The following is a 24,862-nucleotide window of genomic DNA, read 5'->3' on the forward strand; positions in this document are numbered from 1 at the left end:
GGTGAACTTGGATAAAGCTCTTTTAAGCACTTTGGCAGTATATAGGGGTTTGATGGTTTATTGTGTTTGGAGCTATTGTTAGCTTACAACGGTTAATTAATGAGTATTCTAATAGGGTTATGATCAAATGGTAGAACATTTTACTCATCGTTCCAGATGCGTGGTAAATCGCTTTTTCACACTCATATATAGCCCTCACCACCGCTCTGTCTCGGGTTGAGCGTATTTTGGCATACTCAAACCAGTATTCCACTTCAGCTTCCATTGCCGCTTCGTGGCTTCGAGCAAATGAAAAGAGGAGGTAACGGTATTGCTGATGCTCGTATGCTTCGATGTCCGCTTTTAGTTTTTCAGCGTGCTTAATTGCCAGACTACGAATTTTGTTAAAATGAACCGTAGCTTGTTCCATGTTTTCATCGTGCTTATTGTAGTTGTCGATAAATAGAGCCTTGGCATCCATCACACCATTTTTAATGAGTTTGCCTAAGGTGTATTTGTTACCACTGCGTAGAGATGAGCCAGCAAGGCGATATTGATGAAATCGGTAGGCGATACCTTTAAATTGAGTGTTTGCGCTGTCGGGAATGAGTTCGATTTCAATGCCTTGGTTGAGAAGTGCCACTTCAAACTGAGCCAACGAGCAAGCAGAAGGGAGAGTACGAATCGCCGCATCCACTTTTCTTCTCATCATACGAATCACCGTTTTCTCTTTTTCGCCTTGTACATCAGTGTCGTAACTTGAGTGGAGTTCCTCTGAGCTTTGCACTGTTTGTAGCCCTAGCGTAACTTCTTGCTCCCTCATAATTTCTTGGGCTTTGAGGTGTGATTGCCAGTTCGAAATGATTTTACCTGTCAGTAAATCAGTCGTAGACGCTACAATATGGACGTGTTCATTGTCGGTATCGCAGTGTTTGAATGCGATATAACGAGCATTTCCATACCCTAGGTGCGTCATGAGCTTTTTAATTGTCTTTCGCCATTGGACTAGGGGTAACTGTTCCCCTTCCGCCAGGGAGACAACAAAGTGGCGAAAGGGCTGTTTCGTATTAGTATTAGCAAGATAAGCGCTTTGCAGTTCAGCAATAGCACGGCTCCAATCAATGTCTCGGGCATCTTGGTTCTTTGCATTCAGGGGAACCGAAGCGATTTCGTTGGCGCAGATAAACTGCGATGTTCCCCCGAGCTTGTCACCCTTTGAGCGACTTGAAGAATATTCAACCAGCAGTGTTACATCATCACTTTGCTTGGCACTATATTGAACTAACTGCGTGGCATCATGCACCGTTTGTTTATCATTCTTACATTGTAATTCCTCAAATATCATTACTGGCGTTCTCCACTTCTAGCTTGTTGCGGTAAAGCTCACGCAACGTACGGCTGTCCAAAAATTGCATGGCCAACAGCTCGGCGGTTTGAGAATTATGAGCGTCGATAGCGAGATTTCGGGTGAGTTGTAAATTCTGTTTTAGTTCATACAGAGCATCACCTAGTTGACGGGCTATTTCGTGGTCGTACGCAGGGTTACCTTCGTCAATGAGTGACTCCATCACTGTGGCGATGCGCTTTGTTTGCTTAAAGTACTCTGTGATTTCATCACTGCGTTGAGGTTTGACTGTGAGTTTTTGAGTTATGACCTCTCTCAGGAACCGACTCACTGATTTATAATTATAGCTGTGCATGACCTCAAGTAACTGCTGGTATTCGCTTTCAGTGAGATTGGTTTTCACTGCTTTGCAATACAGCTCTTTGTCACTTTTTCGTTGTTTTTTAAAATTCGCCTGAACGATACGAATTAACTTGCGTGCATTCATCAGCTCATTTTTATCGGCGTCATTGGGATGTTGGTGGAGATATAAAGCGTGAGAAAGCTCTGAAATAAAGGTTTGGTGTGAAGCGATGGCTACCCCAGATTCAATCGGCGAGGGTAACAGTCCTGCGAGTAGTGTAGTCAACTCATCTGCTGAGTAGCTGTGACTTTCAATGAATTCCGATAGTATTTGTTTATGTTTTCTAGATGTGCAGCGAATGACAGTTGCTGCGACTGTGTTTATATTAATATCCATTTTTTAAATTCTCTATTTATTATTTTAATTATTTAGAGTGTTTTGTGTTTTCAAGCGATAACGCCGAAGGCTGTTAGCGCAACCTCACCATGTGAGGCAAGTTTTCGTGCGTTTTTATTTGGAACAAATAAGGACGAGCGATATCAGCTTGTTACTATTTTTGTTCTGAGTGTTTTTATTATAACGATATAATTAATGAGATTGGAAGTGTTTATTTTAAATAAGTGAAATGGAAATTATATGACGATTTTAATAATCCTGTGTTTACTGCGTAATATGACACGGAATTTGTCGAGTGCGACAGGGAAAGTGCGCGTTACGACATTGCAAATGCCGTTTGCGACAAAGCATTTGCGCTGCACTATCATTGTGTCTCTGGTGCTTTCAGTCGCTTTCAGGCTGTCTCACTGGAACTGAGTAAGTCGTTGTCGGGGCGGATATTACATAGATTAAGCTGAGTTTTATGGGGCGTAAAAATAAACGAGAGGTGTGATTATTGAATGAAATGAATTAATAGAGAGGTTGTGTTAATACTTATCTATTCTTGATTGCTATAGCAGGCTATATCGATATGATGTTTAATATATGAAGTTTATATATTCTGCCTTCCGTGAAATATATAAGGCATGTATATTTACTTCTGGTTAAATAAATACGAAAAAATGATTGATTTTCACTTTAAAACTCGAATATTATATTTTTAACGGCTCCTTGAGCCATAATAATAAAAATAAACGGAGGCGTCTCATGGCGCTTATACACCCAATTAATCAACTGAAAATAGAAAAAAAGGCTGACGTATTAAAACGCGTTGGTTTATCTCAAGCTACCTTACATCGCCGAATTAATGATGGCACATTTCCGCCCGCAGTACAACTGGGTCCAAAGGCTGTGGGCTTCATGTCGCATGAAGTCGATGCGTTTCTTATTGCCTGTGCAATAGGAGAAGACAAAAAACGTGTGGTCGCTGAGCTGCTTGCTCAGCGTCAGACGCTCAAACAAGCGAATCCGCTCCTGCAATATATGAACTTTCAGTAAGAGGCCATCGAGCTCTGCGCTAAAGCGCAGAGCTTAATTCAGAAATTGAACGCCTATTCATTTCAAGACAGTAAAGGCGTTTCTCCGTCTTTCTAGTGATAGGCGTCTTATCTATACCTGATTAAAAAACAATAATAAAAATAGGGATTAATATATGACTTATCGAATTACCAGCGAATTGACCATAAGTGGCGATTCAGAAAGGTGCAAAGCACTGTACCATAATATTGTTGACCACTTTGGTCAAATTGACTTCAACAACATTGTCCCGATGCCAGCGGCGATACAAAACGCCACGGATTACTTTATAAAAGAGCCGTGGATGATGCGTCATTGGGGGGCCTGCGGTGTATTTGAATGCGGTGTGCCTTATCGATGCTTTAATCCATGGAAAGATGATTTTCCTGCAGATATGGGGGACTATATTAATTTGCTTCGGTTTCAGGATGCATGCGAAGAAGGGACTCCGCATTTAGAACCAATCATATTCACCACCCTAAATACGTATCCTAAGGAGATAGTTTTTGCTTTGTCAGACCAAAACCCAGGGTTAACGTTTGACGTTCGTTTTTATGACGAGCATTTCAGTTGTGCCTGTGGTCGGATGCGAATTTGCGATGGGAGAGTTATTCAGTCTAAGGTAGCGCCACACCATGAATTTATGACGAGAGAGCAGTGTCAGTTTTGGGAAAACTATGCGCATCAGTTAGCGGGATTATTGCCATTTGAAGCGACGTTTTAAGCCATCGGTACACTATGTGATGTTGTTTGGCAGAGGTTTGAGAGCAACAAGTGCATCGTAGAGCGGTTTTTGGCATCGCTGTCCAAGCATCGACGAAAGAGTTTAAAAGCACAAATTGACAGCAAATCCAATGACGCTTTGGACCTAGGAATATTTGACGCATCTCAATTAATCTCTCCATCAAAACAAACGCTACTACAATTACCTCTAACCCCTATAGGGGATAAAGTGATAATATCCCCTATAGAGGATAACTTTTACATTGGAGGCAGATATGCTCATAACAAGTCCTATGCAACTGGGAATATACCTACGTGATGTACGCAGAACTCAAGGACGCAACCAGACTAAAGCCGGCGACATTGTTGGGTTAAAACAGACAACAGTATCAAAGCTTGAACGCGATCCGGCCTCTTCTAGCATCGAAAGTCTGATGCGCCTTCTGTCATCTCTCGACCTAGAGCTACATATTCAAGATAAAGCTGTAAGCCGACAAGAAGCAAAGCTTCGTGAGCCAGATGATTGGTAAAACGCTGTAAAACAAAGCCAGCTTTATAATTAGGTTGTTCTCTCACAATCATCATCGGGTTAGCAAATCGATGAATGTGCGACCAGCTTATTTTTCCCCATTCCGCACTGGCAACTAAGAAGAAATCCTTCTCAGTTGCTTCCCCCAGTCACCGCGACAAACTTCTGCCCCATTATCAGTTTCGACCAAGATTTCGCGTTCGCAGCTGGATTTGCCTAAAAATCATCTGATGAATGCTAGTCTTATGTGGCTTTGGTGAGAGTTTATGCGGTCATTGAGGAGGTAATTAGAGATAAACTGCACAAGTCATTTCGATTTGACTAAAGCATGTTACATAAAATCGTACTTCGCTAGAGTTAGAGTCTGTCGACTGATACGCCACACATTCAACCTTTAAAACTTTCCTAGTCATGCGTCTTTCATTTCCCACCTCGTAAGCTTATTAACTCATTACCTCTTACTGAATAATTATCAAATAGCCACGCCAGAAGAATACATCTAGTGCCATATTGGTCTGTTTTTATTCTGTGGTTCAGTGCGAAATGTGATGAATTTCAAGGATATGGAAAATTCAAATCTAATGCTAAAGTGTTAGGTTTAGCTATTGTGTCAGGTGTTGTATAACAATCGAATCCATATTAGAACAAGCAGTGTTCGAAGCTATTAAAGGAACGATTATGTTTTTGAACCGTTTATCAATAGATGAAAAGGAAGCATTTCTTGCTCTTGCTCATCATGTTGCGCATTCTGACAATGACTTTTCAATGGAAGAAGAAGTCTTGATTGCAAAGTACTGCATGGAAATGCAAATGGACGATATTGAGTATGATGCAGTAAGGTTTGATCTAGCATCAGTGCTCAATACTTTTGAGTGTGATAGCCATCAGAAAATTGCGTTACTTGAGTTAATGGCGCTTATTTATGCGGATGGAGAAGTTGCCAAGCAAGAGCAGCAACTATTGAATGATATGATTACGCACTTTGGACTTAATCCAAACTTGGCGATTGTTTATCGTGAGTGGTCTAAGAATATCTTATCTCTATTCACCCAAGGTGAAGCATTGATCCACCTATGAGTTACCCGTGCACCCGTTGCGGCTTGTGTTGCCAACAAATTCAACATGTACCTGAGTTGAAAATCTTTCACAACGGTGATGGTATTTGCTTGTACTTCAATGCTGATGTTGGCTGCACAATATATCAAGAGCGACCTTTAGTGTGCCGAATTGATGAAGGGTATCAGCAGCTTTTTGAAAACCAGTTTTCATTAACAGATTACTATCTTAAAAATGCTGAAGTTTGCAATTACATGCAATTGGAAGCCGAGCTTCCAAGTCATTACAGAGTTAAATTAAAAGATGGACAAACATAAACTATTGCAGTTTTTACCAACGGATGAGCAGAATGTAAACCGTTTGCTGTACTTGAAAAGTAATGCGACTAAACCACGTATAGCAGTGTTTGGGAAATATAATCACGGTAAAAGTACATTATTAAATGCTATGGTAGGCGAAGCGATTTTCAAGGCAGCAGATAAACGCGAAACCATTGAGAACAAAGAGCTTGAACAAGATCATGTTATTTGGATTGACACCCCTGGGCTTGATGCCGATGTGCATAAACAAGATGACAAAGCTGCCATTAAAGGTGCGTTTGAAATGGCTGACTACTTGTTTTTAGTTCACCAAGCTCAAGCGGGTGAGCTAGATAAATATGAGATGCAAATTTTCCAACAATTAGCACGTCAGGACAAGAATTACAGTAAGAAGATGTTTTTAGTCTTAACGCAAATCGATCAAAAGTCTGCCGATGAAGTAGCTATTGTTGAGGAGAAAATTCGCCAACAATTACTAGGGAGTCTTGATTTACGTGATTTACAAATCATTTCTGTGTCAGCGCATCGTTATAACAGAGGTCTTCAAGAGGACAAAGCGGTTTTCTGCGAAAAGAGTGGTATCCATGCGCTCTTTGATCTGACTGCTACTTTAGTGTCTGAGATTGATGAATTACGCAAGAAAGAAATGAAACGCTTGAAGTCTAAACTATTGCTGGATTTTTCTGCGCAAAAAGAGGCATTGAATGCAGAGTTAAAAGGGCTACGCTCTCAGCAGAGCAGTGAACTTAGTATGTTAAAGCGTGACGTAAAACAATTATCAGCAGCCTTGGTTTAACCAAGAACAGTAATGTAAATAGTAGGAGTTAATTATGGCTATTCCTTGGTTAATTGGCGCTGCAGTGGTAGGTGTCGTTGGTGTTGTCGGTGCCGCATTATCTGATGATGATTCAAGTTCGAGTGCTAGCTCGGGCTCACGAGAATTAGAGCGAGAGAGAGAAAGAGCAGAATCTGAACGAAAAGCAAAAATAGCACAAGCCGAACGAGAAGCAAAAGAGCGGAAAATTACAGAACAAAATCGAGCGCACGCCAATCGTTTTATTAATAAATATAGCTTGTCGATTTCAGCAGATTCATTAGTCGCGGCATCAAAAAATAGCAATCTTGAAGTTACGGCAATTCAAGCATTTCAAGAAAGCAAAAAATCGACTAAACAGGCACGACAAATCGAACAAATTAGTAAGCAGCTAGAAGAAATGAAGCAGCTTGAAAACGATTTAATCAATTTGTAAGAGAATGGAAAAATGACCAATAGCAACCCATTTCTTACTGCGTTAGAAAAATTTAAGTCAGACTTCAAATACATATCGGATAAAGAGCAGGATTTAGTTGCAATAAAATCCGCTTTGGTTGTAGAGCTTACCCAAGCAGCTCAGTTTAGTAGCAAGCGGATCAATGAGCAGCATCCATTGTTTAAATTGGCGACACAACTAAAGGCTTCCATCTATCAAGGGGTGCTAAGTTGGGATGCAAAATTAGAAGAGGCGTCACCAATGCGAGCGCTCAGCGAGCAGTTTGCTGATCGTGTTATTTTACTTGTATTTGGCAAAGTGAATGCAGGTAAAAGCTCGTTTTGTAATTACTTAACGAATCTATTTGCTCCTGAACAGATTAAGCGTTTTTGCTTTAAAGACGGCAAAGTTAAATATTTTGAGGGTGCGTTTGCCGAAGGTGTCACCGAGACTACCGCTCAGATCCAAGGTGTAGAGCTGGGCTCAAACTTGGTGCTATTAGATTCACCGGGGCTTCACTCGATAGTGGATGAAAACGGTGATCTCACTCGTCTCTATACCGACAGCGCAGACGCTATTTTATGGCTTACGCCATCAAGTTCTCCAGGGCAAGTACAAGAATTGCAAGATCTCAAGCTTGAGCTTGAAAAGAAAAAACCATTACAACCCGTCATCACGAAAAGTGACGTATTGGTAGAGGATTGGTGTGATGAGGCGCAAGACCTTATCCAAAAAGTGGAAAATAAATCAGCCCAAGTTCGCCAATTGCAGCAAGAAGATGTGCATAGCCGAGTCACGGCATTAGGCGGTGTTGATGATTTGAAAGAAGCGGTATCCGTATCGGTTCATGCGTACAAAACACTTACAGCGACCTCTGAGAACGCATTACAAGAGGCTGGCTTGCAAACGCTGTTTGAACGCCTGGTAGTAATAGTGAACGAAGCTAACCAATATAAGGTGGTTAAAGCTAAGCGCCAAATGATTAACTTCTTGGATGGTGAAGTACTGCATTCATTGAATGAAAATGTTTTACCGCAAGTGCGAGAGTTGCAGCAACTACTAACAAAAACAACGTATAACTTACGCCAAAAGCAAAATGTGATGTCGAGCCAGATTCTTGATAACGTACTGTGTGAAGTACCCTTAATCGTCGATAAGCACATGAACAACCGCGATAAAGAAGCGATAAGTCGTGAGCTAAACCAATTAATTGAAGAGCAAATCAGCAATACGTTGACGCAGGAGCTATCTGGCTACGTTAACAATATTCAGCGTGTTTCAGGCGACCTGTCGAGTGGCAGTTTAGGTGATTTTGATGATATCACTATTGACGTTAAACAGGTCACGGGTAGGCGAGCGTCGAGTATCGCTTCGAGTGCTGGTGGATTAGGCGGGGCAGCTGCTGGGTTTGCGGTGGGTGGACCTATTGGTGCTTTGATTGGTGGTGCGATTGGCTCTTTTGGCGGCAATAAACTCGGTGAACGAATCTTTGTCGAAATCTCCACTCACAAAGAAGCGGTTGGGGTCTCGCCAGATCAAGTCATCCTAACCACATCAGCAGCAGTACGTCAGCAATTGCCACCATTGGTAGAACACGTCTTTAGTGATGTGCAAACATCTTTCATGCCCTTACAGCAATACGCTGATTCCATAGTAATTGCGATTGAAAACTGTGCTTCAAAAACTCAAGCATTGAAGGTATAAATTATGAGAAATCCATTTATTGAAATTACTCAGAACCTTGATGAATCAAAGTGTTTAGTTGGCGCCTATCATCCGAATAATCAGATTGAACGTGTTTATGCCGAGTTAAAAGAAAAGCTAGATGATAACACTCTGCAAGTCATGCTTTATGGTGCGTATAACGCAGGCAAAAGTACATTGATCAATGCGCTTATTGGTCAAGAGAAAGCAACCGTAAATGACATTCCGACCACCGACACGGTTGATTACTATGATTGGAACGGGTATCGACTGTTAGATACTCCAGGAGTCAACGCTCCCATTGAGCATGAACAGACTACAATTGAGCAGATTAAACGTACTCAAGTGATGTTGTTTGTCATCCGAGAAGGGGACCAAGATTCAAAGGATCTTTATCATCGATTATTTGAAATGATTAAGCTGAATAAGAAAATTTTCATTGTACTTAACCATCAGCTTACGAACGATTCAGATAAAGCAACAGCTTATCAGAAGATCCTTCAGATTCTTTGTCATAAAGCTTCTGAATATGGCGTGAGTAATGAAAGCATTCAGCATATTAAAGTGTTACCAATGAATGCGAAAACGGCATTGACGGGACGTTTAAAAGATAATCACCCTCAGTTGCTTGAACGCTCTGGTTACAGTGAGTTCATTGAGGTGTTTAATGACTGGTTAAAATCAACAGACAACCAAGACAATCAACTGTCAGCAATTCAGAGTGCAGTTAATGAACTTTGGTACCAGCCAGCGGTAAACCAACTGTCCACGACAGACACCTCAGAACATAACGAGATATTGATGCGTTGCCGAGAAGATAAGCAAATGCTTGTAAGTCGCCAACGCTCGTTAGTAATAGAAGCAAGAAATATGATCAGTCATGAACTGATGTTGATGAAGTCTGATATCAGTGGCTGTATACAGAGTACACAAGATCAAGCGCAACTTGATAGCCAGTTGCAGCGTTTAATTGACCCAATTGGAGACAAGCTAGAAGCGTGGATCAACGATAGTTTGGGTGAAGTTAAGGGTCTACTAAACGTTGAGGTTTCTCACCGCTTACAACAAAGTTTGAGCTCAAATAATTCTGAGTATCTAGACAAGGTGGTTAAAGGGCTTGGAAATATGGGCTCCGCTGACAATATCAAGGGCTTACTACTTCAAGGTCGTAAGTTAAAGATCCCGGGTTTAAAAGGACGATGGGAGAAAACGTTGGGTAAATGGGCAGGAAAAGGTGCAATCGCTGTTCAGCTACTTACCGCGTTATGGGATGTGTATAGCGAAGGCAAGGCGCAAGATCAGCAAAACGCTCAAGAGCGTCAAGCGGCTGTTAGTTTATATCAGGCAGTTGATGAGATCTGTTCAGTGGTTAAACGTGAGTATGGCAATACTTCTGAGCGGGTGATTACCGAAATCCTCAATGCTCAGATTCGCGCACTTGATGATGAAATCGCAAAAATTACAGCAGAAGAAAATCAAACTCAGCAAGATTTGCAACAAGTGCTGGACTTTCAGAATAAACTCAACTCGATTGGTTATTAGGACGAAAGAAGAGGTATTCACTCAAAACATTACTCATAAGCTCACGAACACCGCCCATAGAGTTCTGCCGTACTAAGTGAGGATGTAGCTCTCGCTTTCGGCTGTGTGTATGAAGGACGATGGTAAATCCCAACTCACCTTGGTTTTGCCTGTGAGCAAAGTCTTTTAACGTAGATGAAGCCACACGGAACATGGCTTGATAAAGCGCTCGGGGAGCAGATCGAGCTAAGCTTCTCAGTTCATAAGGTAATGTGAAGGTTACCATGTAGTAATGAACTGGAAGCGGCTTACTTTTCTGTCTTTCAAGCCAGTCGGATGTTGTACGATGCTGACATTGAGGACTGTGACGATTTCCACACGAGAGAGTGAGACGGTCGTCATGGTGGCAGTGGGAGCAATACCACTGCGAAAGTCCTTGTTTCTCTGTTTTACACCGTAGCATGGCAGAGATGGATCGTTTGATATCGCTGTTAAAGTGATGCCCATAGTCTTGTTCAAGCTCGTGACGATGTTGGCGTAACAGGTCGATAAAAGTGCTCACACGGTCAACTTCCAGTCGAGATGCAGGCGGTCAGCCAGTTGATTGAGGGCTTGATTAGCATCATGTAACTTGAGTTGTGTGAGTTGAGTATAACGAGCCGTTGTATTTCAACTCGCTGACCGAGAAGTATTTGCAGTGAACGCAGGTCAAGCCCTTGCTCTAAGAGGTGGGTTGCAAAGCAATGTCGAAGTGAGTGAGGTGTAATTCGCTTATGAATACCACATCCTATACAACCTGTTTAAGCGCTTTTTGTGCTCCTTGATCATTAAAAGCGACATCGCAACACTTACCTTTGCTTAGGAATAACAGTTGGGGATGTCGGTGGGAACACCAGTATCGGCGTAAAGTATGAAGCGTTCTGTGAGGGAGTGGGACCAATCGATCTTTGCCGCCTTTTCCATAGCGAATATGGACTTGCATATTATGATTGTCGATATCAGCGATGTGAGATTGAGAGCCTCATTAATCCGAAGCCCCATCGTGTATAAAGTAAGAATAACACTCGGTAACGGGGTTCACGGGTGGTGTTAATAATCTGAGCGACTTGCTCAGGAGAAATGATATTCGGAAGACGTTTGACTTTCGGAGGCTTGAAATGCCGATCCATTCCCACTGTTTGTTGAGCGTATGTTTGTATAAGAATTGAAGCCCACAGCGGTCAAGTTTAATCGTGCTCCAGGAGACCTGCCCAATCAGTTGACTGAAATATCGTTGCAGGCCTTCAATGGTCAGGGTATCAGGATACCGATCAAAGTTCTCGGTGATACGTCGCACAGCCAGAGAGTATGCAGAGATGGTTTTTGCTCGCTTACCTTGAAGCTTGAGTTGGGTAAGGTGTTGTTGATATAAGGCGTCAAAGCGCTCCTTTTCAGACGGGGTCATAGTGTTTTCTCTCCAGTAACACACCACCGACATGATGGTGTTACTAAAGAGTATGATTGTTGGTGCTTATTCATTTCTGCCGCGGGGCGGCTTCGTTCAACTCACAAATGTCCAAAAGAGAGTAAAACAGCTTTCTTAAAAGAAAGCTGTATCTCTAGTTCTAATGCCATGTTTGAGATGTTCAAGGTGTCTAAGTTGGTATTCTGGTGTTACGCGTGTTTCTCTCAATCAAGGTTTTAAAATCAAGAATCTTCTTCTGATTTCTGAGCTTAGTCATGGCTTGAGCGTCATCCACGACACAAATCCCTGCTGCCGTGTTTTGACAAAATTTCGAAGCGAGGCAACGTACCTCTATGACGGCAGCTTTATCTCGGCGATGCGCTTGTAAAGTCAGGAGCGATTTCGGTTCGTCATACTCAATGAATTCGTAATCTCTGAACAGTAAAGCAAAACTCACCGCTGCTGCTTCGGCGTCTGTAGCGGGAACAGTGGCATAATGGCTTCGGGTGATAGGAACGGAGTGAATTGAGTAATCATCATTGAGTAATACCGATAAGTTTGGATGCATGTCAGCAATATGGCCTTGAATGTAGTCTCTGCGTATATCTTGATAAAATTTCTGGTATTGGAAGTACGAGAGCGTAATGCCGTGGCTAATATCCCAATTGTTATCTCGTAGTAAATCACTAAAACAATAATCATCAATCTTCAACAGTTGCTTGAAGTTGTCAAAACCACCCAACACACGTTTAATTTGCCTTGGATTCACTCCACGATCGAGCAGGTCAGTTTCATTGAGATATGGTTCAGTGCGTAATATCGTGGTGACTAGTTCAATGAGACCGATGTCTACCGCACTGATACCTTGCATCAGAAGCGGCGCAAAGTAGTCTGAATGGGAGTAAGCTAGGCCTTCATCGAGTGCAGAAATGACGCTGAGGCGTATAGGGTTAGTCATCATCATGGTTAAACTCCTAATTAAGAGAAAAGGGGACGTGTCAGTCTTGGGGTAGTGCAATAGCCTCGATAGGTCAGCCAGCGAAAGTAAAAGTGTACTGCATCAATACGCTGTTTTTGCTCTTTGTGGCATACGTTAGATTGGCGGAGTGACTCACGATATTGACGAATGTCTTGTGTCTGTATGTATAATCTTTCATTGCTGCTGGAGTGGTTGTCGTCAACGAAGCGTAAAAAATGATGAAGGTAGTCTGCAATCTGATTGAGTCTGAATTGAGACATTCCTGAATGCTCACGCTCTGCCATCAATTCACTTAACCAGTTGAAGTATGGAAAACGAAGTTCCTCTTCTGAGTAGCTCAAGTCTAGAGGGGGCAAGGTTGGGAAGTCGCCTTTTGTCGGTTTGTGTTTGTAAGCACGAACCACAGGAAAATGCGTAGCCACTAAGTGTATTTGCACTAATAATTGCTGACTCAATGACAGAGAGTCGGGAAGGGCATGGGGGTTGTTTTGGAAAAAGAACTTAGCTTGTAAGCGCACTGCTTTCGCTCTGCTTATTGCATGTTTCGGTTCGTCTGTTTTCAGTGCTACAAAATAGTGGGGCTTAATATGGCCTGATATTTTTAATGAAATCGGCGGTGTGATTTTGACTTGATAAATGCCATGCTGATTGGTGGAAATATGATGGGCGCGAAGCTGACGGTGTTGTTTTACTCCGATGTTTCCGTTTTGACGGGGCAGGGCAAGGCGTCCTTTTCGACGTAAGCGGCGCAGTGCTTGCATTTCACTAAAGAGAGGATGTTCGCTGATGGGTTTTACCTCAAATTGGCTTAAGTGAGTTTGATGTAAGTTCGAATTTGGCATAGGCGTGATTCCTTCTTGGCTGAATTTAGGATGCAGAAAGCTGCACCCTAAACTGGTTGAGGGTGTCATAAGTGACGGTGAGTTAAGTGGTGTCAAGCCATTCAGGCTCAGTGGTAATGCATACTGAAGCGCTGGTTATGCGCTCTGTTTATTCTCCGCTTGACATTGTCCTGCAATCGAATAGTAGTTGCCTGTCGATTCCACAATATAATCGCTCCAGAATTGAAGAATTTCGTATCGTTCATCGAGATACAACGCACTGTTGTATGAAGCTCGAGTGGTGTTCTTATCTAAATGAGCAAGACACATTTCAATTGCATCTTCACGGAACTGTTTGTGTTCATTGAGATACGTGCTAGCAATGCCCCTAAACCCATGACTGACGAGCCTTCCTTTTAAACTAGTGAGGTTGAGTGATGAATTCACGGCGTAAGGACTTATGTGCGGGAATTTGGTATTCGGCTTGTCAGATGGAAATACGTGGACGTGCTCTCCTGATATTGGTCGAATGAACTCTAATATCCCTAACGTGTAGTCATTCAGCGGCACCAAATGCTCACGTTTGCTTTTAGTGTAGAAAGCTGGGATTGTCCAAAGTTTATTCTTAATGTTGATATCACACCAGCGCATGGCAGCGAGTTCATCTGCGCGAGTCATCGTGTGCATTTGCATTTCGAACGCGCAACGGGTGACGGGTTTCATTTGGTTGTTTGACATGATAGCCATCACTTCACCAAGTTCGTTTGGCGGTACTTTGAGCATGTGAGTGACTTTCGATTTGGCAAAGTTGTCTTTAATATAGGCTAAGCAATTAGATTTAATGATGTTTGAGTTTACCGCGAATTTCATCACTTGATTGGCAATGCAGCATGCACGCTTAACATTTTCTAATTGTCCTTTAGCTTGCATAGGTTCGATGACCGAAATGACTCCAGCGGCGGTGATATAGGCCATAGGGAGGTTGCCTAGTTTAGGATATAGGTTACGTTTTAAGAAAAGACGCTTGCGATGTGACGAGCGTACTTTGTTGGTGATGCGGTCGATTTCATCTTGCCCGAATACCGTGCCGTTAATTCTAGCTCTCTCACGTTCTTCGACAATCAGCTTTTCTCGGTTAGTTGTCTCTTGAATTTCTTCTTTCAGAAGCATCTTTTCTGCGACCGCTTTAAAGGTCTGTTGGCTTTCAACCAAATGGTCTAACTTCTGCTTTTCACGAAACAGTTTTGGGTCAATACCGTTCGTCATTTGCTTACGAAGCTCTTTAGCGACCTTGCGTACTTCGTCCAGCGTCATATTAGGGTATGAGCCAAGCCCCATTTTTTTACGCTTTTTAGTGCTAAAGTCTGTGTAGATAAATAACCAGTTTTTAGAGCCGTTTTTACGTATTCTTAGGTAGAGATTTCCACCATCTGATAGTGAATATTCTTTGTCACTTTTCGCTGCATTCTTGATTTGTGTATTTGTTAATTTATTGATAGCCATGCTGCTATCCTCCTGTTTATTTGTTTGTTCCCCTTCAACTTATCAATCGATTTTGGGGTACGCAAGGGGGTGCTAGAGCTGTGAGATGTAGTGAGAAAAGGTGACTGTGAAAGAGTGTTATGTTATTTTAAATCAGATGGTTAGGTTGCTTTTTGAGAAGTGGTGAGTCCTAGTGATTAGTGTCTGGGAATTCTTAAGAGTGATTCCCAACGCTTGTCATTTTCGTCTCTGCGTTGGGTTTCGTGTTTAAGGTGCATGGTTTAGGTAAGGTGGCAGCGTTGCTCACACCTTAATGCGGCGTTAGCCGTCAAAATGGAGAAAACATGGAAGTCCAATTCTTAGAGAAAAACTCTGATTATGCTTTAGTAATGGAAGTGTTATTGCAACTTCGCCCAAACTACGATTTAGACTCTTTGTCTGCCCAAGTCGAGAAGCAGCAATTAAATGGCTTTGAAGTCGTTTACGTTAAATCATCAGAAGGTGTGCTTGCTGTTGCTGGCTTCAGTGTTGGTGAAAAGCTAGCGTGGGGCAAGCATATTTACATCGAAGACTTGGTGACGAATTCTCAATTTCGCTCGCGAGGGGTGGGGAGTTTTCTCATCAATTGGCTTAAATCGTATGCGTTAGAAATGGGTTGTGAGCAAATCCATCTAGATTCTGGTGTCCAGCGTTTCCCTGCACATAAGTTCTACTTGCGTGAAGGCTTTAATATTGCAAGCCATCATTTTTCAATCGTTGGCGTCTAAACGGCTAACAAGGCGTTCAAGAGGGACAGTCAACGCGTGGCGATTTTGGCTCAAGTCTTGGCATTTGTGTTTACGGTGGTAATTTAAAGTTCGGTGGTAGCGCGTTGCTGCCCCTTAACGCGGCGTTATGTGAAATGGGTAAGTTATTGAACATGAAAGATAAAGTAGAGTTAGAATCTAAGCTAATTGAACAGAACATCGACTATTTAACGTGTTGATGAACATATATCAAACGAATAGCTATGGATCTTCTGACCCTAGAAAAATAGCATCTCGTAAGGCTCTTTTTTATAAATTGATTTTTGGTACAGCTAGAACAACCGCCTTTGGCGGAATTGTAGCGTTTGGAACATTGTATTTTGCTGGATTACAAACGAACGCATTATTTGAACAAAATAATCTTATAAAGCAAGAGCTACTAGAAACTCAAAGGCAAGCTAAAGAAGCATTTTGGTCTCAAGGGCTAAAGCGAAAAACAGAGTTAGTTAATATATTGTATACAACAAATAGTGATCAACTCCCAATGTACTCACCTAGGTTAAGATCAGAAAGCATGGTTGAGTATATATATCAGCAATCTATCATGGCAGAGATTAGCTATGAAAACTTTTTGGAGTCAGGAAGTGTAAGTAATGATGCAGCGATGTATAAATTTGGCGTAAATTTGGATTCTGCTTTATTAAGCTCAATCCAAGTTAATCAAATAGATTTCTGCAAAGCTGTTTTGGTAGATGCTAATGCATCAGATGCAATAATTACTTATTCTAACTTTAAAGGAGTTAAGCTAGATAGATCGAACTTTTCAAACACTAAACTACTTGGTTCAGACTTTTCACAAGCCTCTATATTTGCGGTAGATTTAACTGGTGCTGATTTATCAGGAATAAAATGGGATAACGAAACGGTCATTACTTATTCGAATATCCATGGTGTGAAAAATGCCCCCGATGGTTTTTACGATTGGGCTATTGATAACGGAGCGTTTGATGAATCTAACAAAGAGGTTTGGCGTAAAAGGGTCGATCAGCTCAATAAGTGGTAATTTCACATAACAAAGCATTTAAGAGTGATTCTCAACGCTTGGCATTTTTCATTCTATCGTTGGGTTTAGTGTTTACGGTGGTATGGTTGAGTTTCGTGGTAGCGTTGCTCACACCTTAATGCGGCGTTATGTAACAAAGGAAAGCATCGAAGTGGTAGACGAAGACAGAAATTATGACGCAGTTTGGGTTTTCAATGATCTAATGACAGACTTAAAAACTTCTGTAGATAACTATAAGAACTATGAAAAATTAGCTGAGAAAAACATTTCATCCTTGAATGATGAAAATTGGCGTTCTCTACGTAGGCTAACGTATTTCACTATTATTCTTAACCTTTGCAAGCTTAAAGAAGCTTATAGCTTTTATGGTAGGGAAATTAATGAAATGGATGACGACGTAAAGGCTGCAATGAAAAACATTGTCAAAAAAGTGGACCAAACCAAAATGCTGGACTTTCGCAACAAGTATATTTGTCATGTTTTCAATAAGGTTGCAGGAAAGAGGCGTGTACTAAGTATCCAAGAGGGCGCTGATATGCTAAAGGTCATTGTTGGTGAGTCTGATGAACAGCAGAAATCATTTAGGTTGTGGATTTATGAAGAAAGCAACGAACATTGTGTTGTTAATGTTATTTACAAAATAATAAAGTTTTTTCAATCTCGGGCAAAAAGCGCACAGTATCGATACAAGTAGCAGTTACATAACAATCTGTTTAAGAGTGATTCGCAACGCGTGGCATTTTTACTATGCATTGGTTTAGGTGTTTAAGGTGGTATGCGGGAGCTTCAGTATTGCGTTGCTCACACCTTAACAGGGCGTTAGGCTTCTTTCTAGAAAATGGAGGTAACTTTGATAAAGGTATTTATTACGGCTAGTGAAATAGTATTGCTAATCGTTGCTCTAATTATTGGCGCTTTCTGGATAAAGCAACCTGACGCAAACTATGAACCTATTCTTGTGTTTCTGAGCTTTCTTTTACCCATGTTAGAGGTAGCAAGACGCAAAGTGAGCAACAAACAAGTTGATATGGTTCCGCAAACTACATCCTATGCTAGGCGCTATCTTGATCAGCCTCATCAATGTCACTTTATCAATAATCTTCCCAACCTAAAGAAAGCTGTAGAGCAAAGCTCACAAGAGTTATGGGACAGTGGAATTACAGCAAACATGCGGCAAGGTAGTTACGATCTAATCCATTCGTTGCAAGATTACTGGGTTTCTCTTGCTGAATTTTTCCCACCGTTACACTTTGACGGTAAAGAGCCACGCGCTTACATTTCTGATTACACACAAAGTCGGTTCTCGTTTCACAGATCAAACCTAGAACCTGATGGGGCTGGTACTGGAGGCTCCATTGTTCACGTGATGGCAGGCGGTGGTGTTATTCAAGATCTGGAGAATATGATCGAAGAAACAGTCTGCACATTATCTTCAAGCACTGATACGATAGATTTTGAGAATTGGAAAAAGCGATGGCGCGGCAAAGCCTAACAAACTGTTTAAGAGTGATTCGCAACGCGTGGCATTTTTACTATGCGTTGGTTTAAGTGATTAAGGTGATATGCGGCGGCATTGGTATTGCGTTGCTCACACCTTAACAGGGCGTTAGTTGCCAACGAGGAAAAACGTATCCAAAACAGAATGTTTAGGGCTAATGTCCATGTGTTTTTGACTAGGTTTAGCAATTCGGTTTTGAGTCATTTGGGTTTGCAAAAATCGCGCTTTGGTTTCTTTGGCTGTTAACTTTTCTGTTTCAGAAATCGATTTACTTGCTGAAAGTAAGTTCTGATACATTGTGTGCTAAAAAGCGCTTGTTGGTGTGGTTAATCCGTTTTCTACGGTGTTGTTTGTTCTAAGTGGTTTCAGTAACAGGCGCTTTGAAACTGAGCCTGATTTGAGTTTTTCAAAGTACATAAAGCTAGCGTTGGCAAAGCGGTAATTAACTTCAAATTAAAGCTTTAGGTTTGGCAACTAACAAAGCATTCAAGAGGGATTCACAACGCTTGGCAGTTTTGGTTTGAATTAGCTTTAGTGGTTACGGCACAATGGTTTAGGTAGGGTGGTGGCGTTGTTCACCCCTTAATGCGGCGTTATGTGTTTACGAGGTAATAATGATTGATGCACGTCTAAAGCAATATTGGCTGGATGAACTTAACGCCTCAGCACATTTTCTAGAGGGACTTTATCGCTCTGGAGAGTGGAGTGAACGGCTAGAATATGAGGTTGAAAAATCGATATTTGTTGGGTTTTACGCTATTCGGAAGTTACAGGAAAGCGGGCATTTGGATCAACGCGTATCCAGCCTGAATTGGACATTAACAGCTTATCCTTCTTGCGAAGAAGCTAAATCAGAAAAATGGATTCGTAATTACAATCACAGCAAGGGCTTTGCTAAGCTGTTTAGCCTAAAGAAAATGTGCCACCAATTTGTTCATAGCGTTCACTTTTCGCCATTTGTGCCTGATGAGAGCTTCTGTGTGGGGTTCTATTTTGTTTCTGACTATGACAGTAAGAAAGAACTGTATTACATTCAATTGGTTAATGTTCTCAATGTCTTCTTAAGCGTGGCAAGCGGGAAGAATGTTAAGCTAAAAATTGATCATAGTGAGAATAGTCTTTCTGTCAATTTAGCCAACACATAACAAACTGTTTAAGAGTGATTCGCAACGCGTGGCATTTTTACTATGCGTTAGTTTTAGTGGTTAAGGTGGTATGCGGGAGCATTGGTATTGCGTTGCTCACACCTTAACAGGGCGTTATGTGACAGGTATGAAATTCGAACATAAGAAAGTAGAACCAAGTAACAGTGACTTTCAGTCGTTAGTCACAGAATTGAACTCATCGCTTACTCAAATTACGAGTGACTCTGGTGAAAGTTCGTTTGCATCTGATACTTTTGATTCATCGAAAGATGGGTGCATAGTGGTATCTCAAAATAATGTCGCAGTCGCATGCGGGGTGTTTCGATACCATGAAAGTGAAGTTTGTGAACTAAAGCGAATGTATTCCAACAAATCAGGTGCAGGGTCTTATTTACTGGAACAACTCGAACGCTACGCAGTCAAAAAAGGGTATCGAAAAGCAGTTCTGTCGACACGTAGAGTTAACTCAAGAGCAGTCAGTTTCTATGAACGTAACTCTTACTCAGAATCGACCGCGTATGGTAAATACATAGGTGTAAAACGCTCAGTCTGCCTATCAAAGGTGCTAGTCACATAACAAAGCGTTCAAGACGGATTCACAACGCTTGGCATTTTCAGTTTGATTCAGCTTAAGTGTTTACGGCACAATGGTTTAGGTTAGGTGGTCGCGTTGTTCACCACTTAACGCGGCGTTAGTTCCCCAGAGGAAGCAATCAATCCGTAGGGAATTTTTGTTTCTGGTGTAGTACACGCATAACTCGGATGATATCGCCCTCAACCCAGTAAGATACAATCATCGAAATCTCAGGAATAATGAGCAATCGTCCGCGGATGCCATCTCGTTGTACACCCATTAAAGGTTGTTCAAGCAAGTTTTCTACTTTTGCTTCAATGAGGTTGTCAGTTTTTTCTGCCGCATCAGGGTTGAAGTCATAGAGAAACTCGAAGATCTTTTCACGATCATTAAGTGACTCTTCTTCCCATAAAATCATTGCTTACCTCGATTACGAATTCTGGCTTTGCGCTCTTCCATTCGAGACTTAGCAGTTTGGTGCTCAACGAAAACAGATTTTCCTGAGTCAAACTTCTCAAATGCTAGGTTTACTTGTTCAGTTAGCCATGCATCGTGAGATAATGTTTTTCTTTGTTGTTCAGCGAGTTGCTCAGTAAGTTCACGGCAAGCATCACTTAGAGTTCGACCTTGGCTCTCAGCCATTTGTTGAGCTAGGCGTTTTGTTTCTTCATCAACACGAAATTGAATTCTAGTGTCCATGATATATTCCTTTGTTGGTGTGTGTACAAATGTTAGCACTAGGCTTTGAGATGGGCAACTAACAAAGCATTCAAGAGGGATTCACAACGCTTGGCAGTTTTGGTTTGAATTAGCTTTAGTGTTTACGGCACAATGGTTTAGTTTGGGTAGAATGCGTTGTTCACCCCTTAATGCGGCGTTAAATTTTTCTTAAGGTAAGTGTGATTCAAATTAAAGAATTCTTAAAGTATGTGGATATATCTGATTTGCATGACAAAATTTGTGCTTTTCGCGAGTTAGACTTTAAAAAGCTCGATTATCAAGAAGTTCAAAACGAAATAGCAAAGGTAATTTCTTTTGAGACACCAAGTGGTAGTTGTTCATACTTGACGCCAGTTAGTGCTTCGTACCCATCTGGTACTAGGTTTTATCGCGTAAGAAATATAGCTGAAGGAGATACAAGGTTACCATTGAAATCTATGTCTACAGTATCTGATTGTTGGGAGCCGCCAAGTCAAGTTGTGAAAGCTGGGCGGTTGAACAGAGAGCGGGAATCATTATTGTATACTGCTCCCATGGCTCCAGATATCGCTATAGAAGAGCTGAAGGTGGTTGATGACCAGAACTTTTCCTTGATCGTCTACGAAGCTCTAACACCTATCAAAGTAACAGGCATTGGTTTTCCACCGAATATTGAAGGGTTATCTAAAGATGAAATTCTAAAATTAAGAATGATTCAAGACTTCTTAAAACATGAATTTGTACGTGATGTTGGGTATGGTACTGAATACTTATATCGTATTTCTGAATCTATCACCAAAGATTACTTTGATTTGCCACCTGATGTACAGGACGCTTGGTGCTATCCATCAGTGGCTAAAAAAGGTGGCTATAATGTATGCTTTCGTCCAACAGCAAAACAAAAGTTGAGTTTAGTCGGGGGTCAAATTGCTGCGGTAAAGCGTGAAGAAAGCGGTTATTTATTTAATGTTAAATTGATAGCCAAGGATTCCGGAGATGGTATAAATCTTTCCTATCATGGAATTGGTTCTCCTGAGCAAGAAACTTTATTCCCTGAGATTACAGCAGAAAAAATTTAACAAACTGTTTAAGAGTGATTCGCAACGCGTGGCATTTTTACTATGCGTTGCGTTTAGTGTTTAAGGTGGTATGCGGGAGCTTCGGTATTGCGTTGCTCACACCTTAACAGGGCGTTATGCGATTTGAGGAAAAACCAATGAGAGCACCATTTCAAGTATTAGTATTTCCGTATCAAATACTCAATGAACAACCTCGTTACTTAATCGGAAAACGAAGTGATAATGGTGTATGGCAAGCTATTTCAGGTGGTGGTGAAGATAGTGAATCCATTCTCGAGGCAGCAAAGCGTGAACTTAAAGAAGAAACTAGTTTAATTGGCTGTGATTGGCAGCGATTGGACTCAATGTGTATGCTCCCAAAAGTGTACTATGCTGGCCATGAAAATTGGACTAATCATCAGTTTGTTGTGCCTGAATATTCTTTTTCGGCTCGGGTGTCTACTGAGCCTCAGCTATCAAATGAGCATACAAAATTTCGTTGGTGTGGTTTTCAAGAGGCTAGTGAACTTTTGAAATATGACTCAAACAGAATAGCCTTGTGGGAGCTTAATCAAAGACTTAATAGCAACCTTTGAAAAATCGCATAACAAACGCTTTAAGACGGATTCGCAACGCTCGGCAGTTTTGGTTTGAATTGGCTTTTGCGTTTACGGTGCAATAATTGAGTATCGTGGTAGCGTTGCTCACCACTTAAGCGGGCGTTATGTTTTTAAGGAGATATCATGCAAGGGTATGAAATTGTACATTCTTCCCAAATTGATGGGGAATTTGAAGGTTTTGATGATGAGGTTTTGTTCCAATTAATGGATGGAACATGCTGGGTTCAAGATGAATATAAGTACTGGTATTACTACTCTTACTGTCCTCAAGTACATATTCTTCGACGTAATGGCAGGCTATATCTTCAGGTTGATGGTCAAGATGAAATTGTTCCAATCCGTCAAATTGACGGTGTCATGAAAAGTAGAATAAATGGAGACTTCAAAGGCTGGGAAGGTGAAACATCTTATCAATTACAAAACGGACAAGTCTGGCAACAATCTCAATACAAATATCAGTATAAATATGCTCACCGACCTGAAGTTCTTATCTATAACCCAGGCGGTGGTAATGTTATGCATGTAGCTGGCACATCAGCAAAAGTACGGCGTGTAAAGTAAAAACATAACAAACTGTTTAAGAGTGATTCGCAACGCGTGGCATTTTTGCTATGCGTTGCGTTTAGTGGTTAAGATGGTATGCGGCGGCATCGGTATTGCGTTGCTCACACCTTAACAGGGCGTTATATGCTAGGAGGGACTTATGAGAGAATTTCTTAAAGATAAGGATTTGTTAAAAGATTCATTTCAAGCTTTAGCGTACTTTGTCTTTCTGGCCGGAGGGATTAAGTTAGCATTGCCAGATATACAAGCTGGCTCAATAATTTACAAAATACCTGTAATCCTTATATTGTTTTTACTGTCATTTTTAGCTGTATGCTATGCGTTAATCCATGTTAGTACGGAGATAACAAGAAAGTATTTTCCGGACTTTGAGCTCCCGATCTTAGGAGGGAAAAAAGTCCGTTTAAAAGATGCTATAAAGTCACCTTGTTACTGGCTCTGGTTTGGAGTTGGGATGCCGTATTATGTGGTTGGTTTAGCAATTATAAATATGGGGTTCAATTGAATTCGCATATAACAAAGCGTTCAAGAGGGACAGTCAACGCGTGGCGACTTTTGCTCAAATATTGGTATCTGTGTTTTCAGTGGTAAATTGAAGTTCGGTGGCAGCGCGTAGCTGCCCCTTAACGCGGCGTTATAACTCTTTTGTCATTTCATCATTACTTCTCAGAAGCAAAGAGGGCTAACCTATGAAAACTAGAATATTAGTCGGTACCATTTGGGTTGCTGTTTTTAGTTTGGGACTCAACGCAAGCCCTCTAAGCACTCAAAGTGATGAACGATTGTTCAAAAATTTTGCTCTTTCATCTTGTATCGCAACCAAATACAAGGGCTCTGATGTGGCTAAAGATGCGGTCACAGCAATGCAAGGTTATCGAGAGTTCTCGGATTTGCCTTTGGAGGTATTCTTTGATCTAAGTGAGTTATTGGAAAGCGGAAATACTACAGCTTACAAATCAAAAAATGGTAGCGTGATAGAGTTAGCCTATTGTATCGATTTCTCTAACTCGGACGTCGTGCATAAGCTGTACTCAAAGGCAAAACCAGAGTTATAACAATCTGTTTAAGAGTGATTCGCAACGCGTGGCATTTTCACTATGCGTTGGTTTTAATGTTTAAGGTGGTATGCAGGGGATTCGGTATTGCGTTGCTCACACCTTAACAGGGCGTTAGTTCCCCAGAGGAAGCAATTAATCCGCAGGGAATTTTTGTTTCTGGTGGAGTACACGCATAACTCGGATGATATCGCCCTCGACCCAGTAAGAGATAATCATCGAAATCTCAGGAATAATGAGTAATCGTCCGCGGATACCATCTCGTTGTACACCCATTAAAGGTTGTTCAAGCAAGTTTTCTACTTTTGCTTCAATGAGGTTGTCAGTTTTTTCTGCCGCATCAGGGTTGAAGTCATAGAGAAACTCGAAGATCTTTTCACGATCATTAAGTGACTCTTCTTCCCATAAAATCATTGCTTACCTCGATTACGGATTCTGGCTTTGCGCTCTTCCATTCGAGATTTAGCAGTTTGGTGCTCAACGAAAACGGACTTTCCTGAGTCAAACTTCTCAAATGCTAGATTTACTTGTTCAGTTAGCCATGTATCGTGAGACAATGTTTTTCTTTGTTGTTCAGCGAGTTGCTCAGTAAGTTCACGGCATGCGTCACTCAGAGTGCGACCTTGGCTCTCAGCCATTTGTTGAGCTAGGCGTTTTGTTTCTTCATCAACACGAAATTGAATTCTAGTGTCCATGATTTATTCCTTTGTTGGTGTGTGTACAAATGTTAGCACTAGGCTTTGAGATGGGCAACTAACAAACAATTTAAGAGTGATTCGGCACGCGTGGCATTTTTACTATGCGTTGGTTTAAGTGTTTAAGGTGGTATGTGGAAGTATCGTATTGCGTGCCTCACACCTTAATTGGGCGTTAGCTTTTAGGAGTTTATAAT

At 41.4% G+C, this 24,862-nt stretch carries 30 protein-coding genes and 2 pseudogenes; 21 read left to right on the plus strand and 11 right to left on the minus strand.

Annotation, left to right across the window (positions count from 1 at the left end; translation table 11 throughout):
- Window positions 1–22: 22 nt before the first annotated feature.
- Both R7O12_RS16015 and R7O12_RS16020 read right to left on the minus strand, forming a co-directional pair.
- Window positions 23–1,324, minus strand: coding sequence for a relaxase/mobilization nuclease domain-containing protein (locus tag R7O12_RS16015; RefSeq protein ID WP_318126117.1), 1,302 nt, complete (start codon window positions 1,322–1,324; stop codon window positions 23–25).
- Entirely contained in the window at window positions 1,314–2,063 is a 750-nt protein-coding gene (locus tag R7O12_RS16020) for a chromosome segregation ATPase (RefSeq protein ID WP_140079448.1), read from the minus strand. The genes R7O12_RS16015 and R7O12_RS16020 overlap by 11 nt, the downstream gene beginning before the upstream one ends.
- Window positions 2,064–2,303: 240 nt before the next feature.
- On the opposite strand from R7O12_RS16020, the gene R7O12_RS16025 reads away from it, so the two are divergent.
- The 10 genes from R7O12_RS16025 to R7O12_RS16070 all read left to right on the plus strand — a co-directional run bounded on the left by R7O12_RS16025 (window position 2,304) and on the right by R7O12_RS16070 (window position 10,243).
- Window positions 2,304–2,480: a hypothetical protein gene (locus R7O12_RS16025; protein ID WP_213963311.1), complete on the plus strand. Its 177-nt coding sequence runs from the start codon at window positions 2,304–2,306 to the stop codon at window positions 2,478–2,480.
- Window positions 2,481–2,810: 330 nt separating this feature from the next.
- Entirely contained in the window at window positions 2,811–3,101 is a 291-nt protein-coding gene (locus tag R7O12_RS16030; RefSeq protein WP_045545244.1) for a helix-turn-helix transcriptional regulator, read from the plus strand.
- Between the two features lie 154 nt (window positions 3,102–3,255).
- Entirely contained in the window at window positions 3,256–3,843 is a 588-nt protein-coding gene (locus R7O12_RS16035) for a hypothetical protein (RefSeq protein ID WP_318126120.1), read from the plus strand.
- 274 nt (window positions 3,844–4,117) lie between these two features.
- Window positions 4,118–4,372, plus strand: a complete 255-nt coding sequence (locus R7O12_RS16040) for a helix-turn-helix domain-containing protein (protein WP_045545245.1) — start codon at window positions 4,118–4,120, stop codon at window positions 4,370–4,372.
- Between the two features lie 677 nt (window positions 4,373–5,049).
- Window positions 5,050–5,448: a hypothetical protein gene (locus R7O12_RS16045; RefSeq protein WP_029851779.1), complete on the plus strand. Its 399-nt coding sequence runs from the start codon at window positions 5,050–5,052 to the stop codon at window positions 5,446–5,448.
- Window positions 5,445–5,744 (plus strand): YkgJ family cysteine cluster protein, encoded by a 300-nt coding sequence (locus R7O12_RS16050; protein WP_029851778.1) that lies wholly within the window; start codon window positions 5,445–5,447, stop codon window positions 5,742–5,744. The genes R7O12_RS16045 and R7O12_RS16050 overlap by 4 nt, the downstream gene beginning before the upstream one ends.
- Window positions 5,731–6,543 (plus strand): GTPase, encoded by an 813-nt coding sequence (locus tag R7O12_RS16055; protein ID WP_046028467.1) that lies wholly within the window; start codon window positions 5,731–5,733, stop codon window positions 6,541–6,543. The genes R7O12_RS16050 and R7O12_RS16055 overlap by 14 nt, the downstream gene beginning before the upstream one ends.
- A 34-nt stretch (window positions 6,544–6,577) precedes the next feature.
- On the plus strand, window positions 6,578–6,997 hold the full coding sequence (locus R7O12_RS16060) for a hypothetical protein (RefSeq protein ID WP_046028465.1): 420 nt from the start codon (window positions 6,578–6,580) through the stop codon (window positions 6,995–6,997).
- Window positions 6,998–7,009: 12 nt separating this feature from the next.
- Window positions 7,010–8,701 carry a dynamin family protein gene (locus tag R7O12_RS16065; RefSeq protein ID WP_046028463.1) on the plus strand — a complete coding sequence of 564 codons (1,692 nt, stop codon included), beginning with the start codon at window positions 7,010–7,012 and terminating at the stop codon, window positions 8,699–8,701.
- A 3-nt stretch (window positions 8,702–8,704) separates the two neighbouring features.
- Window positions 8,705–10,243 carry a GTPase gene (locus R7O12_RS16070; protein WP_046028461.1) on the plus strand — a complete coding sequence of 513 codons (1,539 nt, stop codon included), beginning with the start codon at window positions 8,705–8,707 and terminating at the stop codon, window positions 10,241–10,243.
- 73 nt (window positions 10,244–10,316) lie between these two features.
- On the opposite strand, the pseudogene R7O12_RS16075 reads toward R7O12_RS16070, so the two are convergent.
- The 5 genes and pseudogenes from R7O12_RS16075 to R7O12_RS16095 all read right to left on the minus strand — a co-directional run.
- Window positions 10,317–10,784 (minus strand): annotated as a pseudogene (locus R7O12_RS16075) (transposase zinc-binding domain-containing protein); the annotation flags it as partial.
- Window positions 10,781–11,666: pseudogene (locus tag R7O12_RS16080) on the minus strand (tyrosine-type recombinase/integrase). The pseudogenes R7O12_RS16080 and R7O12_RS16075, both read right to left, overlap by 4 nt.
- Before the next feature lie 190 nt (window positions 11,667–11,856).
- Complete coding sequence (locus R7O12_RS16085) at window positions 11,857–12,630, minus strand: hypothetical protein (RefSeq protein ID WP_318126121.1); 774 nt, start codon at window positions 12,628–12,630, stop codon at window positions 11,857–11,859.
- A gap of 14 nt (window positions 12,631–12,644) precedes the next feature.
- Window positions 12,645–13,487 carry a hypothetical protein gene (locus R7O12_RS16090; protein ID WP_046028458.1) on the minus strand — a complete coding sequence of 281 codons (843 nt, stop codon included), beginning with the start codon at window positions 13,485–13,487 and terminating at the stop codon, window positions 12,645–12,647.
- A gap of 135 nt (window positions 13,488–13,622) precedes the next feature.
- Complete coding sequence (locus R7O12_RS16095) at window positions 13,623–14,969, minus strand: tyrosine-type recombinase/integrase (RefSeq protein ID WP_046028457.1); 1,347 nt, start codon at window positions 14,967–14,969, stop codon at window positions 13,623–13,625.
- 323 nt (window positions 14,970–15,292) lie between these two features.
- Between R7O12_RS16095 and R7O12_RS16100 the strand changes: the two genes are divergently transcribed.
- From R7O12_RS16100 to R7O12_RS16125, 6 genes are all read left to right on the plus strand, one after another.
- Window positions 15,293–15,715 (plus strand): GNAT family N-acetyltransferase, encoded by a 423-nt coding sequence (locus R7O12_RS16100; RefSeq protein ID WP_318106131.1) that lies wholly within the window; start codon window positions 15,293–15,295, stop codon window positions 15,713–15,715.
- 217 nt (window positions 15,716–15,932) lie between these two features.
- Window positions 15,933–16,757, plus strand: a complete 825-nt coding sequence (locus tag R7O12_RS16105; RefSeq protein ID WP_318126123.1) for a pentapeptide repeat-containing protein — start codon at window positions 15,933–15,935, stop codon at window positions 16,755–16,757.
- A gap of 82 nt (window positions 16,758–16,839) precedes the next feature.
- A complete protein-coding gene (locus R7O12_RS16110; protein WP_318106136.1) occupies window positions 16,840–17,451 on the plus strand; it encodes a hypothetical protein in 612 nt (203 codons plus the stop codon).
- Between the two features lie 156 nt (window positions 17,452–17,607).
- Window positions 17,608–18,249 carry a hypothetical protein gene (locus R7O12_RS16115; protein WP_053317233.1) on the plus strand — a complete coding sequence of 214 codons (642 nt, stop codon included), beginning with the start codon at window positions 17,608–17,610 and terminating at the stop codon, window positions 18,247–18,249.
- Between the two features lie 620 nt (window positions 18,250–18,869).
- Window positions 18,870–19,400, plus strand: coding sequence for a hypothetical protein (locus R7O12_RS16120; protein ID WP_318106139.1), 531 nt, complete (start codon window positions 18,870–18,872; stop codon window positions 19,398–19,400).
- A 127-nt stretch (window positions 19,401–19,527) separates the two neighbouring features.
- Complete coding sequence (locus R7O12_RS16125) at window positions 19,528–19,977, plus strand: GNAT family N-acetyltransferase (protein ID WP_318106142.1); 450 nt, start codon at window positions 19,528–19,530, stop codon at window positions 19,975–19,977.
- Between the two features lie 136 nt (window positions 19,978–20,113).
- Here the strand turns inward: R7O12_RS16125 and R7O12_RS16130 are convergent, their stop codons facing one another.
- Together R7O12_RS16130 and R7O12_RS16135 are read right to left on the minus strand one after the other, a co-directional pair.
- Window positions 20,114–20,392 (minus strand): type II toxin-antitoxin system mRNA interferase toxin, RelE/StbE family, encoded by a 279-nt coding sequence (locus R7O12_RS16130; protein WP_005398411.1) that lies wholly within the window; start codon window positions 20,390–20,392, stop codon window positions 20,114–20,116.
- Window positions 20,389–20,673 (minus strand): type II toxin-antitoxin system RelB/DinJ family antitoxin, encoded by a 285-nt coding sequence (locus tag R7O12_RS16135; protein WP_005398409.1) that lies wholly within the window; start codon window positions 20,671–20,673, stop codon window positions 20,389–20,391. Before R7O12_RS16135 ends, R7O12_RS16130 begins: the two co-directional genes overlap by 4 nt.
- A 200-nt stretch (window positions 20,674–20,873) precedes the next feature.
- On the opposite strand from R7O12_RS16135, the gene R7O12_RS16140 reads away from it, so the two are divergent.
- From R7O12_RS16140 to R7O12_RS16160, 5 genes are all read left to right on the plus strand, one after another.
- A complete protein-coding gene (locus R7O12_RS16140; RefSeq protein ID WP_318106146.1) occupies window positions 20,874–21,752 on the plus strand; it encodes a hypothetical protein in 879 nt (292 codons plus the stop codon).
- A gap of 137 nt (window positions 21,753–21,889) precedes the next feature.
- Entirely contained in the window at window positions 21,890–22,327 is a 438-nt protein-coding gene (locus R7O12_RS16145; protein WP_025789460.1) for an NUDIX hydrolase, read from the plus strand.
- Window positions 22,328–22,474: 147 nt separating this feature from the next.
- Complete coding sequence (locus R7O12_RS16150) at window positions 22,475–22,912, plus strand: hypothetical protein (protein ID WP_005386962.1); 438 nt, start codon at window positions 22,475–22,477, stop codon at window positions 22,910–22,912.
- A 142-nt stretch (window positions 22,913–23,054) separates the two neighbouring features.
- Entirely contained in the window at window positions 23,055–23,420 is a 366-nt protein-coding gene (locus R7O12_RS16155; RefSeq protein WP_318106155.1) for a hypothetical protein, read from the plus strand.
- A 184-nt stretch (window positions 23,421–23,604) separates the two neighbouring features.
- Entirely contained in the window at window positions 23,605–23,970 is a 366-nt protein-coding gene (locus R7O12_RS16160) for a T6SS amidase immunity protein Tai4 family protein (protein WP_017635409.1), read from the plus strand.
- A gap of 135 nt (window positions 23,971–24,105) precedes the next feature.
- Here the strand turns inward: R7O12_RS16160 and R7O12_RS16165 are convergent, their stop codons facing one another.
- Window positions 24,106–24,384, minus strand: a complete 279-nt coding sequence (locus R7O12_RS16165; protein WP_062889197.1) for a type II toxin-antitoxin system mRNA interferase toxin, RelE/StbE family — start codon at window positions 24,382–24,384, stop codon at window positions 24,106–24,108.
- The gene (locus R7O12_RS16170; protein ID WP_045491794.1) at window positions 24,381–24,665 is read right to left on the minus strand and encodes a type II toxin-antitoxin system RelB/DinJ family antitoxin; all 285 of its coding nucleotides are present in this window, start codon (window positions 24,663–24,665) and stop codon (window positions 24,381–24,383) included. The genes R7O12_RS16165 and R7O12_RS16170 overlap by 4 nt, the downstream gene beginning before the upstream one ends.
- Between the last annotated feature and the right edge of the window lie 197 nt (window positions 24,666–24,862).

The organism is Vibrio sp. Vb1574 (genome assembly GCF_033338675.1).